This is a genomic window from Sphingobacterium sp. ML3W (genome assembly GCF_029542085.1).
Classification (GTDB): Bacteria; Bacteroidota; Bacteroidia; order Sphingobacteriales; family Sphingobacteriaceae; genus Sphingobacterium.
On the sequence record NZ_CP107036.1, the window covers coordinates 2,448,815 to 2,460,773 of the forward strand.

The following is an 11,959-nucleotide window of genomic DNA, read 5'->3' on the forward strand; positions in this document are numbered from 1 at the left end:
GTAAAGAGTATGTTATTTAATCCGGAAGGAGTAAATTTCGCGGATAAATGGCGTCCTTAAATTTGATACGCCGATGTGGAGCCTGCAAAACTTCCTGTATATTTGCGCCAGATCAAAAATATTGACTGAATGAAATCACCCAAGGAGAAAATGATTGCAGGCATCCCTTATATTGATACGGATGGACAACTATTTAAGGAAAGACAATCTGCAAAGGAAGAGCTCAAACGTTTCAATGACTCCGAACCGAAACAGATCAAATTCAGAAAGCAGATTATCCAAAAGCTATTTAAAGCGACAGGTACCCGTTTCTTTATGGAACCACCGTTCCGTTGCGATTACGGTTACAATATTTCAATAGGTGAAAACTTTTACAGCAATTACAACTGCACCATTTTGGATGGGGCTCCAGTGACAATAGGTGAAAATGTATTGTTTGGTCCGAATGTCAGCCTTTTCACCGCCGGTCATCCGGTTTATTTTGAAACAAGAAATCAAGGCTGGGAATTTTCGGCGCCCATTGTCATTGAAGATAATGTATGGATCGGCGGTCATGTCGTTGTCAACCCCGGAGTCCGTATCGGCAGAAATGCGGTGATCGGATCGGGTTCGGTGGTGACCAAAGATATTCCGGCAGATGTCGTTGCCGCTGGAAATCCATGTCGTGTCATCCGGCCGATTACAGCAGCAGACCGTATTGATTATACAGACATTTAGAAAGCATAAATACATCACCTACTATCAAAACAAGGTCATCATGCACGTGATGATCGTTGTTTTTAACTACTTCGCCACGCGCAGCGGACATGATTCACATTATTGTCTACATACCGCTGCAGACAATGCGATCCTAAGGCTATTCAAAAAATCTCGTTAAATGCCAGTTCAGCCTATTATTCAACGCGAAGGAAATTTTAAGAACTAGCTTGATAGTAATAGGAATTCCTCATTCATGCATTTATCACTGGGATATATTGCCCTCTTTTAAATTGTATATAAATCGGTCTGGCTTACCTGATTCTTTCATCAGTAGAAATCCATTTTGTGTCCAAAAATGATAATACTCCGAAGTCGCCCGAACAAAGAGACTACGACCCTCAACTATTTTGACAAATTGGAGCGTATAACGAAGTAGCGCGCTGCCTGCTCCTTGTTTTCTAAAATCGGGGTGAACGGCAAAATAAAGAATCTCATAATCACCTTCCGAGCACAGCAGGGTAAGTACGCCAACCACTTCGTCACCACTGTAAGCTGCAAAATGAGCGGCTTCAAAATCCCCATCAAGCATGACCTCCGACAATTGCCCTGTAGCACTGAACACCTCCTTTCGGAGTTTCCAGGTGCGGGCCGCAAATACCTGTTCGATATACCAATCTGTCATAATTGTATTTCGAGTTCTAAAAATGCCGGTGGAAGGTAATTAATAATGTCCGAAGGCAATAGGGAATAAACGCCAATCGAGGGTACCGCAATATCAGCTGCCCTTCCATGTATGTATACCCCCATAATCAGTGCTTCCTGGGACGAATAGCCCTGCCCGACCAAAGCCGTCAATATCCCTGTCAAGATATCTCCGCTTCCTCCCGTAGCCATTCCGACATTGCCGGTGCTATTGAAATAAATTGCTCCTTCAGGTGTAACCATCGCACTGTTGGCTCCTTTTATCAAAACGTTCAGTTGGTATTGTGCTGCAAAGACCTTCACCTTATCCATCTTTTCGAAGTCATTCTGCCAAGTCCCCAATAATCGACTTAATTCTTTAGGATGTGGAGTCAATATACTTTGTTTCGGAATGAATTGCCATAGCTCAGGTTCTTGCGCCAAGATATTCAATGCGTCAGCGTCTAATACCAAAGGGGTATCAAGATCCTGCGCGATAAACATCTTAAAAGCATCAATCGTAGATTGGGCTGTCCCCATACCAATGCCGATGCCGATGGATTGAAAGCTGTGCACATCAGGGAACTGTGTGACTAGATCGTCGTTGGGGTCAGTAATTACCATCGCTTCGGGGACGGCAGTCTGGATACTTGTATAGCCACAGGATGGTATATAAGCAGAAGCTAAACCACAGCCCGCACGCAAAGCAGCCCTTAAGGCCAATTGCACAGCGCCCATCTTGCCCCTACTCCCACCGACGATCAGACTATGCCCGAAGGTTCCCTTGTGATCAAATTTATTTCGTTTCCGATAGAACGACCTGAGCAAAGCTGAATCGACATAACGAAAAACAGTATCAACCTGATCAAAGGCTGTTGGGCTCAGCCCAATATCCAATATACGAAATGCTTTGACCCGCAATCTATTCTCAGGCATTAACAACCCCAATTTAGGTGACTGAAACGTATACACCAGATCTGCCTCCACCACCGGTGAATCGTTGGGTGTGGTTTCGTCACTTAGCAGACCTGAAGGCATATCTATTGCATAAAGCGGCCCATCACAATGATTGATGGCGGCAATGAGATCCTGCCAATTTTCACTCAGTGAGTATTTCAGTCCGTATCCAAACAGGCAATCTAACACAATTGCCCCTCTAGGAATATGAACCTGACTTTCGGTACCAATTTTTTGGATAAGATGAGCAGGCAGCCGGTTTTGGTTCGCTAAGTTATCTGCTGAATAATCCGGCGTATCAATTAAATAAACGCTGACCTCAGCTTGCTGTTGATCCAGAAGCCTGGCCAGTACCAGTCCATCGCCACCATTATTGCCTTTACCACAAAAAATACAAAAAGAATGCTGTTCCAAGTTTGGATGCTGCTGCTTGATTGCTTCAAAAACAGCGGTTGCTGCCCGCTCCATCAAGTCAAGGCTACTGATCCCCTGATCATGCATCGTTTGTCTATCTACCCAGCTCATCTGGGCCGCCGAAAGTATTTTCATGTTTATCTTCCTTTTTTAGCGAATCATGTTCTACAGATTCTCCTGTTCTAAATTACTTAGAAAATGGGGTACCACCAAGATTTAGCCACTATTCGCTGACCGTTACTTCCCGCACTCCCCCAGTTCGCTTCAATGTACCCCAGGTATTCAACTCTCCTTTAATGGCTTTTCTGACCGATTTGAATAATACAAAATACATCAGTTGTCGCCAGAAAAAACGCTGCGGAAACAGGTAGATCAAATTTTTCATTTTCTCACCTTCCATCCGAAAAGCAATCCCGGCAAAGAAAATATCCACGAATACAAATAAAAAGTAATAAAACATGACCTGACCAAAACCATTATGCAGGGAGAACAAACCGGCGAGCCCAGTCCAGCTGATTCCATTGACTTCGCTCAGCGAAAATAGGCCACTGACCAAGGAAAGCAGCATAAATAGATCTGCCAACGGCGCAAATAAGGGCAGGATAATCTGAAAAATCAAGATATTGGGCATACCGACCATACCAAAATATCCGTATCGGGGGTTTAACAACGTATTCTTATTTTTCCAGAAACTTTGCAGCACGCCAAAGCTCCAGCGGAAGCGTTGCTTGAAAAGCATTTTTACAGTATCGGGTGCTTCGGTGAATGCAACCGCTTCTGCCGAGTTGCGTACAGTATAACCGGCCTTCAGTATACGCATGGTCAGATCACAGTCTTCGGCCAAAGTATCTGTTGTAAACCCGCCAACTTCCAAAATAACGGACCGCCGAAAAGCACCGATTGCGCCGGGAACAACCGAAATCATATTGAGCAGATCAAAAGCCCTTCTATCCATATTCTGCGAAGTGATGTATTCGATAGATTGCCAATGAGTCAACATATTATGTACATTACCAACTTTCACACTACCGGCGACCGCAGCAACCTGATCTTTATTGAAATACTTCATCAACATCCGCAAGGCGTCAGTCTTCAACTGCGTATCCGCATCTATACAGAGTACAAAAGCTGCATCGGACTGTTGAATACCATAATTCAGCGCCGAAGCTTTACCGCCGTTAGGTTTTGTAAACAACCTGACCTTTGGGTGGTCGCCATAGACCTTGCTCACAATTTCGAAGGTTTTATCTTTGGATCCGTCATCGACAAAGATCAGTTCGTACGCAGGGTAATCGAGATGGAGCAGGCTTTTGATTGTTGCCAAGACGGTCACCTCTTCGTTATAGGCAGGGATAATAATACTGACCTTTTCCTGTGGATCCGATATCAATTCCGATTGTTCCTTCCTATTTTTTCTTTTTTGTCGTATCGCCAGATAGGCAATCATGACTGTACGAAAGATTGCCAATACAATCGCTAGCGAGAAAATCAGGTTAAGAAAGATATTTCCGTAAAACAGTGTTCCTAAAAATAGTCGATTGGATGATCCGCTGAACCCGGAATCCGATGCATTTTGCACGGGCGGCATTAGCTCATCGCGTTTCTTACCCATAAGGTCTCCGATCGTCGCAAATTTATAACCATGTGCTTTGAAATAATGAATAATACGGGGTAGCGCCGAAATAGTAGCCTCCCGGTTACCGCCAGCATCATGCAGTAGGATAATATTACCATTGTCACGTTGCTTTACAACTTCATTATAAATTTCATCCGCAGTACGACCGGGAAGCCAGTCATTGGGATCAATATACTCACCGACATTAATGTAGTTTTCCTTTCGGCTCTGGGCGACCGGAAGAATTTCAGCGACAGTCTGCGGTTCGGCATCAGCATTAAACGGTGCACGGAACAGAATCGTGCTATGCCCAGTAATACATTCTATGATCTTCCGGGTTGCATTTAATTCAAATTTGACCCGATTGGGACCTATTGTTGACATATCGGGATGGAAAAAAGTATGGTTCCCAAGCTCATGCCCTTGCTGATACTCTCTACGTACTAGATCCATATTTTTTTCAGCCATAACCCCCACAAGAAAAAATGCTGCCGGAACGTGCTCTCTTTTTAAAATATCCAAAACCTCGGGTGTATATGTAGGATCAGGACCATCATCAAAAGTCAATACTACGGTGTTGTCCCTTTCGCCAAAACGCTTAATCACATAGTTACTCGGCGTCTTGACATACTGTTGATCCTCGATCAAACCATTCGCCTGATTGTATGCAAATTTTACCAATCCGGGCTCGGGACTATTCACCAAATCCAGAATCTCACCATCACCGATATATTGTATTCCCCCGACCTTGATTTTGCTTATTTTTTCAAAATCAAAAGGCTCCTTGGCTAAATGATCATAGTCCAAAGATCTCGAAATAAAGGACCATAAACGGGCATCTTCACTTCCCAACCGCCAAAGTGCTATACCCGCCAATCCCCAATCGTCGGCTTTACGGATCAGATTGAAGTAGGTGGCTGCATCCGTGAAATAGACATCATGGCGCATGCCGGTGCCATCCTTGTAACTAAAATTGAGATTCGCTGACTCCCGATCGAACCGAATGTTTGCATTGTAATTATGCGCCAGGATAACGGCATTGTCATAGGTCAGGGTTTTGCCCACTTTTCCAGCGGGCCAATCATATCCATAACAGGCCAATGCCAAAATCACCTTATCTGCATCGACTTTACCGCACAGCTCATCCAGGTTCTTTTCGACCCAAGCCTGGTGGGAAATCGCACCGGCATTACTCTCGATGGAATGCTGATCATAGGCCATTAAAATGATATAATCATTGTATTTTTGTAGCGAAATGGGATCATAATCATCATTTTCGGGTGAAATATCCTGTGACACCAACAAACCTTCACTATGAAAAACCTGATAGATTCGCGCCATAAAATCGTTTAAAGGTTTACGGTCTTCCAGTTGAAGATTTTCAAAGTCGATATTGATACCTGAAAAACCATTCCGCTTTATTTTGATTAAAATATCATCCATAAAACGTTGCTGTTTTGCTGGATCTGACAATATTGTCCGTACAGTCTGTCCATCAAAGTCATTGCCGCTGAAATTGGAAATTTGGGCAATTGCCTTCCGTTTATATTGATGGATCACATTCAAGGCGGCGGTATCAGCTTTATCCACAATGGTATCCTGACCGGGCACCGTAAAAAAGGACTCCATGGCGACCATATCCAGATGTCCTATGTTTCGCCTGAGGTCTGACAAAGATTGCTGACGAACCTCATTAGACCAGGAACTCACATAAAAGCCCATGTTAATCCTATTTTTATTGCCAAGATGCTTCATATGTTTCAGTTCCCGATCGCGTTTAATCTTTTCAAGTTCCGATCTGACGACCGTAAACTCCTTAAACTGTTTCGAGTTTTTCAACTTTGCGGTAGACTTTGCCGTCAAAGGTGCATTTGTACTGATTGTTGGAAATGGAGGTACCTGGATCTTGCCCAGGGTATAGACAACGCATACAATGGCTACGATCATTCCAATGATCAGTGCCCTGCTCATCCATGAAAAAGCGTACCAACGCTTTTTGCTCGACGTCTGAAAAATCTGTTTTTCTGACATAAAATATTGCGATTAACTTCGGCTAAGCTACATCAGAAAATGATCCAAAACACTCATCCACAGCTTAAAAATTCCTTAATTTTAAAAGACTCTTCAACCTGAACACTCTGCCGAATTTTGACTATCTTAGTAAGATCGGTAACACTGACTTAAAAACGCTGATATGACAACAACATACCTGCTATTATCCATGCTATCCCTACAAGCTCTTATCGGCTGCGGACAGTCTAATTCAGCAGTTTACCAACCGAAAACCAAAGACCTAACTGTGGAGACTGCCAATCCTGACGGGAGACAGTTTATTGATCCAAAGGGAATGACTGTCAAATCGAGAGTTTTATTGCCTGCAGGTTTTGAAAGGCTCAGCTATACAGCAAAAGATTTCGGAAGTTTTCTCGAAAACCTTCCATTATACCCCATTGATCATGAGGTACGTTATTATAATGGAAAAATTAAGCCCCGAAACAATATCTATAATAGCGTTATAAAACTCGATATCGGCAAACGCGACCTGCACCAATGTGCCGACGCGGTCATGCGATTAAGGGCAGATTACCTCTACCAGCAAAAGAGATATCAGGATATTAGATTCAATTTTCTCTCCGATGGCAAACCACGCACCTATATAGATTATGCCAAAGGAGATTATTCGTACCCAAAATATTGGAAGTATATGGAGTATATTTTTGCCTATGCCAACACGGCTTCTTTGCACGATGAGCTTCCTCATGTAAAATCGTCCACAACTGTCAAAATCGGTGACACTTTCGTGCAGAAAGGCTCCCCCATTGGCCATGCGATTATTGTCGTTGATCTTGCAAAAAATAAGGAAGGCAAGACAATTGTACTACTTGCCCAGAGCTATATGCCTGCACAGGAAATACAGCTATTGAACAATTGGAACAATGCTGAGCTAAGCCCTTGGTACGATATTGACAAGGATGTAATCAATACCCCAGAATGGACTTTTTATGCCCCTAACCTGAAAACCTGGAAATAGTGTCATCATCCTGAAAATTCTTTCAGCAATTCTTGAACAATAAAACCGAATTACGGTCTACATAGTTGTATGAGTGTGTGGGCAAATTAAATAAAAGATATTTTTGTCTTTTATTTAATTTTACTATTTTTGCTTACGATAGTCATTTGCAAATGTACCCTATCAAGGAGTAGTAACAACCTCTAAAAGAGGTAAAATCACATTTCATTCCTTTTTTTTAATAAAATAAAAGACAAAAAGGTATTTAAATATTTTATTATGATTACCGAAACACAAAAAGATCTAGTCAAAGGCACTATACCCGTTTTGAAGGAGCACGGTGTTGCGCTAACCAGTCATTTTTACAAACGCATGTTTACGCACAATCCTGAACTCAAGCATATATTCAATATGGGGAATCAGCAAAATGCAAAACAGCAAACGGCATTGGCCACTGCTGTATTGGCTTATGCGGAGCATATTGATAATCCAAGTGTACTACTATCCGCTGTCAAACACATCGGACAAAAACACAGTAGTCTCCATATTCGTCCTGAACATTATCAGGTTGTTGGCAAGCACTTATTGGCTTCCATCCAGGAGGTATTGGGCGATGCTGCTACAGATGAACTCATCGAAGCATGGAAAGTTGCCTACTTTCAATTGGCCGACCTGATGATCGGTATCGAAAAAGAGATGTACGACCAAATGATCCAAAACGAAGGCGGCTGGACAGGTTGGAAACCTTTTAACATCGTTAAAATCGTTTCGGAGACTGCGGAAATCCAGTCAATTTACTTAGCACCTACTGATGGCGGTCAACTTCCAAAACATACTGCCGGCCAATATGTAAGTGTACGTGTGTATCTACCTGAGCTTCACCTCTACCAGCCGCGGCAATACAGCCTATCTGACGCCAGTAATGGTCAATACCTTCGTATCTCTGTAAAAAAAGAAACTCCCATCGGAAAACCGGAAGGAATGGTCAGCAACTACTTACATCAATACTTTCAGGAGGGAAAGCAGTTGGAATTGACAGCACCTACTGGCTCCTTTAACCTGATTGAGAATGAGCATCCACATGTGTTTATTAGTGGCGGAGTCGGCCAGACTCCGTTGATGGCCATGCTGGAACAACTTATCAAGGCAAAGGGACAAAATGCAGTAACATGGATTCATGGTTGTAGAAATAGCGATTTACACGCATTTAAAGACAGGCTTAGGACACTTGAGGCACAACATGAGCATATCAGATGCTTCTCGTTTTACGATGAACTCCAAGAAGGCAACAGCAGCAATCTCCCGGGCTGGGTAGATCTGGCTAAAATCGATTCGGATCATCTGCCACAAAAAGCCAATTACTACTTGTGCGGCCCCTCAGGTTTTATAGAAAAACACTTTCAGTATCTGACCGACCAAGGTATCCAAACCGAGCATATTCATTTTGAAGAGTTTGGACCAGCTTCCCTACAGCTCAACTAGGGACAATGATAGCCATCTGTAAATTTTCCATGGATTGCGGATGGCTATTCTTGATTTTGTACCTTTGTGGAAAAGCAAGAATAGATTATGGGTATTTTTTCCAAAACATGCGAATATGGTCTTCGGGCAGTTTTTTTTATCGCACAGAGTTCGCAAGAAAACAAACGTGTCGGCATAAAAGAAATCGCCGAAAATATCCATTCTCCTGAGGCCTTTCTCGGGAAAATCTTGCAAAATTTAAGCCGTGCTGGTATTATTCGTTCCATGAAAGGACCTGGTGGCGGGTTCTATCTGGATGCATCCGATATGTCTACCCCCTTGTCAGATGTGGTTAAAGCAATTGATGGGGAGAACCTTTTTGTGGGCTGTGGGATGGGTCTGGAGTTCTGCTCAGAACAGTATCCCTGTCCGCTACATCACGAGTTTAAAAGTATCCGCAATAGCCTATCGGAGATGCTTCAAAAAACGACTGTTGGCCAATTCAATGATGACCTCATAAAAGGAAAAATCCTGCTGACAAAATCCAAAATTACACCAGATCAGGACAACTAAAGCGCCACTCAAAAGTGGACGACATAGGTCCAAAATAACATATTTTTCACCCCATTATGGATACCTTCTCAGGATTCCGCTTGTTGTGGCAGTCTTTCACACGCTGTCTTTATTGAGATTTTTACTTATAAACAAAAGAAACAAATAAACTTCATAATTAAACTGAAATACAATAACTTAACAAAATAAAAAAACCAACAAACCAGCACCCTATCTCTTTTTGATCTTATAGCTATAACAGCAGGTACTGATGCCGTATCTCCCTAAAAAGAACAGCTATAAAGAATTCCTTCACACTATTACCTACCTTCCAATACCGTCTGTATTAAATAGCTGTAAACGATACGTTAATCAAGAATAAGTCCGTGGATGAGTAGATCTATTTGCGAAAAAATGATAAAATAGCAGGGTTCAAAAGCGCATTTCTTATGGGTTAAAACCACATAGACCATGCGCATTATTGGTCAAAATAATATTCTTACACAATTTTCACTCTTTGACACAAAATTCACAAAAATACATTATATTATCATTTAAAATAGAACACTTTACAAAAATCATATAAATAAAAAAATAACATACAAAACTCGGTAAAAACTATGGTTTTCAACTAAAAAAAGGTATGGATAAAATTCTATCCACACCTTTTTCTTCAATACAACAACCTTTCCTGCATCGAGTCAATCTAAAAATGCCATTTTTCAAATGCTGTATATTTCTACTACACTTTGCTTGCTTGCTTGCTTGCTTGCTTGCTTGCTTGCTTGCTTGCTTGCTTGCTTGCTTGCTTGCTTGCTTGCTTGCTTGCTTGCTTGCTTGCTTGCTTGCTTGCTTGCTTGCTTGCTTGCTTGCTTGCTTGCTTGCTTGCTTGCTTGCTTGCTTGCTTGCTTGCTTGCTTGCTTGCTTGCTTGCTTGCTTGCTTGCTTGCTTGCTTGCTTGCTTGCTTGCTTGCTTGCTTGCTTGCTTGCTTGCTTGCTTGCTTGCTTGCTTGCTTGCTTGCTTCAGATAAAACACCTTTCACAATTTCCAAACGACGGGAATAAATGATCATCAGCAGCTATCAGCCAGCATGCATCACAGTCCCCCTTTATTTAACCACATTTTTAAGCGATACAAGCCCTTTGCAGACAACAAGAGCAGCAAGCATAGCTCAAACCAAAAGATGACTTAAAAGACATAAAAAATGGATATACTCCAATCAGCTTGTACAGAGCAAACGATCATTAGCAGCTATCAGTCAGCATGCATCACAGCCACCCTTTATTTAACAGCATTTTTAAGCGACATGAGCCCTTTGCAGACAACAAGATCAGCAAGCATGGCTCAAACCAAAAGATGTCTTAAAAGACATAAAAAATGGATATACTCCAATCAGTTTGCACAGAGCAAACGATCATCAACAGCTATCCACCAGCTTGTGTTGCCCCCACCCTTTATCTAACCGCATTTTTAAGCGACACAAGCCCTTTGCAAACAACAAGAGCACAAGGCATGGCTCAAACCAAAAGACGCCTTAAAAACCTTAAAAAAATGGGTATACTCCAATCAGCTAGCACGGAGCAAACGATCATCAGCAGCTATCTACCAGCTTGTGTTGCCCCCAACCCTTACGCTAACGATATTTTATAAGTGGTACAAGCGCTTCATGTGCAGAACCACCAGATTTACCACATGAAAAAACAGCCAGGAAATAATTAGAAAAGACAAAACAAACTATCCTGCAGCAAAATAACACCATCTAAATAAACAGAAAAATCACATCTATAAAACACAATTCAAATCATAAAGTCCAAACAAAAGTGAAAACTACCGCAGAAACTTTAAACACAGAAACATCCAAACAATCTTACTTCTTGTTATCTTTGCTGTACTACATAATTCATTATATGCATAATTATTCCGCTGAAGACAGTTTATTTATACAGATCGAGATCAAGAAAATAAGAAAAGCCCGTAACAATGCCATCGCAGTTTTTATGGTATTTTTTCTTCTCTGCTTTGCTATCTCGTTATATGTTTTTTCGGACAGGTGGCTGGATACTCCAGACAAGTGGACTGTTTACCATAGCCCCACCATATCTCTTTACACAATATTTCTATTCCCTACTATACTATTTACTGGATTAAGTTGGGCCTTGTCTATCAAAAACCAGAAATATATCAGTGCATTACAGCAGCTCGACAGCCATGACTTAGATATCTATCGACTGTACGCAAGCATACTTCCTCAGCGATATGCAGCCATTGCGCCCTACATTTTCTGTAAAAATGAACTTATATTCTTTCCTCTTTTTGGAAGTAAAAAGATTCCAATCAATCAGATCAAACGCATAGAAACAAAATGTGTTCATAATTATCGCGACACATACAGCTACCACATCTATTTTTATAACGATGCTACAAAAATCTATCAGACAACAATGCACCAGATAGATGCCTTCGATTTTCTACAGAAACAGCTTCTGGAGGAAAATCCCAATCTAACGATCATCGCACGAAATCAGATACCCTCGTATTTGAGAACAAAAGACAAGCCTACACACTATTAA

10 protein-coding genes are annotated in these 11,959 nt (G+C 41.8%); 6 read left to right on the forward strand and 4 right to left on the reverse strand.

The genetic code is table 11. The features are described from left to right. The first annotated feature begins 129 nt into the window (after positions 1-129). Entirely contained in the window at positions 130-717 is a 588-nt protein-coding gene (locus OGI71_RS10440) for a sugar O-acetyltransferase (protein WP_282255378.1), read from the forward strand. A gap of 244 nt (positions 718-961) precedes the next feature. On the opposite strand, the gene OGI71_RS10445 is transcribed toward OGI71_RS10440, so the two are convergent. From OGI71_RS10445 to OGI71_RS10455, 3 genes are all read right to left on the reverse strand, one after another. Continuing rightward, positions 962-1,381, reverse strand: coding sequence for a GNAT family N-acetyltransferase (locus OGI71_RS10445; RefSeq protein WP_282255379.1), 420 nt, complete (start codon positions 1,379-1,381; stop codon positions 962-964). Continuing rightward, positions 1,378-2,886 carry an NAD(P)H-hydrate dehydratase gene (locus tag OGI71_RS10450; protein WP_282255380.1) on the reverse strand — a complete coding sequence of 503 codons (1,509 nt, stop codon included), beginning with the start codon at positions 2,884-2,886 and terminating at the stop codon, positions 1,378-1,380. Before OGI71_RS10450 ends, OGI71_RS10445 begins: the two co-directional genes overlap by 4 nt. An 88-nt stretch (positions 2,887-2,974) precedes the next feature. Beyond that, a complete protein-coding gene (locus OGI71_RS10455) occupies positions 2,975-6,397 on the reverse strand; it encodes a glycosyltransferase (protein ID WP_282255382.1) in 3,423 nt (1,140 codons plus the stop codon). A gap of 163 nt (positions 6,398-6,560) precedes the next feature. On the opposite strand from OGI71_RS10455, the gene OGI71_RS10460 reads away from it, so the two are divergent. From OGI71_RS10460 to OGI71_RS10470, 3 genes are all read left to right on the forward strand, one after another. Then, the gene (locus OGI71_RS10460) at positions 6,561-7,397 is read left to right on the forward strand and encodes a DUF4846 domain-containing protein (RefSeq protein WP_282255383.1); all 837 of its coding nucleotides are present in this window, start codon (positions 6,561-6,563) and stop codon (positions 7,395-7,397) included. A 258-nt stretch (positions 7,398-7,655) separates the two neighbouring features. Beyond that, entirely contained in the window at positions 7,656-8,858 is a 1,203-nt protein-coding gene (hmpA, locus tag OGI71_RS10465; protein ID WP_282255384.1) for an NO-inducible flavohemoprotein, read from the forward strand. 87 nt (positions 8,859-8,945) lie between these two features. Next, the gene (locus tag OGI71_RS10470) at positions 8,946-9,410 is read left to right on the forward strand and encodes an Rrf2 family transcriptional regulator (protein ID WP_259178104.1); all 465 of its coding nucleotides are present in this window, start codon (positions 8,946-8,948) and stop codon (positions 9,408-9,410) included. Positions 9,411-10,131: 721 nt separating this feature from the next. Here the strand turns inward: OGI71_RS10470 and OGI71_RS10475 are convergent. Beyond that, a complete protein-coding gene (locus OGI71_RS10475; protein ID WP_282255385.1) occupies positions 10,132-10,440 on the reverse strand; it encodes a hypothetical protein in 309 nt (102 codons plus the stop codon). Positions 10,441-10,766: 326 nt separating this feature from the next. On the opposite strand from OGI71_RS10475, the gene OGI71_RS10480 reads away from it, so the two are divergent. After that, positions 10,767-11,039 carry a hypothetical protein gene (locus tag OGI71_RS10480; protein ID WP_282255386.1) on the forward strand — a complete coding sequence of 91 codons (273 nt, stop codon included), beginning with the start codon at positions 10,767-10,769 and terminating at the stop codon, positions 11,037-11,039. 257 nt (positions 11,040-11,296) lie between these two features. After that, positions 11,297-11,959, forward strand: coding sequence for a hypothetical protein (locus OGI71_RS10485; protein WP_282255387.1), 663 nt, complete (start codon positions 11,297-11,299; stop codon positions 11,957-11,959).

Bases quoted from the DNA above. Each gene is read 5' to 3' on its own strand.
- OGI71_RS10440 (WP_282255378.1), top strand. From the start codon at position 130: ATGAAATCACCCAAGGAGAAAATGATTGCAGGCATCCCTTATATTGAT.
- OGI71_RS10445 (WP_282255379.1), bottom strand. From the start codon at position 1,381: ATGACAGATTGGTATATCGAACAGGTATTTGCGGCCCGCACCTGGAAA.
- OGI71_RS10450 (WP_282255380.1), bottom strand. From the start codon at position 2,886: ATGAAAATACTTTCGGCGGCCCAGATGAGCTGGGTAGATAGACAAACG.
- OGI71_RS10455 (WP_282255382.1), bottom strand. From the start codon at position 6,397: ATGTCAGAAAAACAGATTTTTCAGACGTCGAGCAAAAAGCGTTGGTAC.
- OGI71_RS10460 (WP_282255383.1), top strand. From the start codon at position 6,561: ATGACAACAACATACCTGCTATTATCCATGCTATCCCTACAAGCTCTT.
- hmpA (WP_282255384.1), top strand. From the start codon at position 7,656: ATGATTACCGAAACACAAAAAGATCTAGTCAAAGGCACTATACCCGTT.
- OGI71_RS10470 (WP_259178104.1), top strand. From the start codon at position 8,946: ATGGGTATTTTTTCCAAAACATGCGAATATGGTCTTCGGGCAGTTTTT.
- OGI71_RS10480 (WP_282255386.1), top strand. From the start codon at position 10,767: ATGGATATACTCCAATCAGTTTGCACAGAGCAAACGATCATCAACAGC.
- OGI71_RS10485 (WP_282255387.1), top strand. From the start codon at position 11,297: ATGCATAATTATTCCGCTGAAGACAGTTTATTTATACAGATCGAGATC.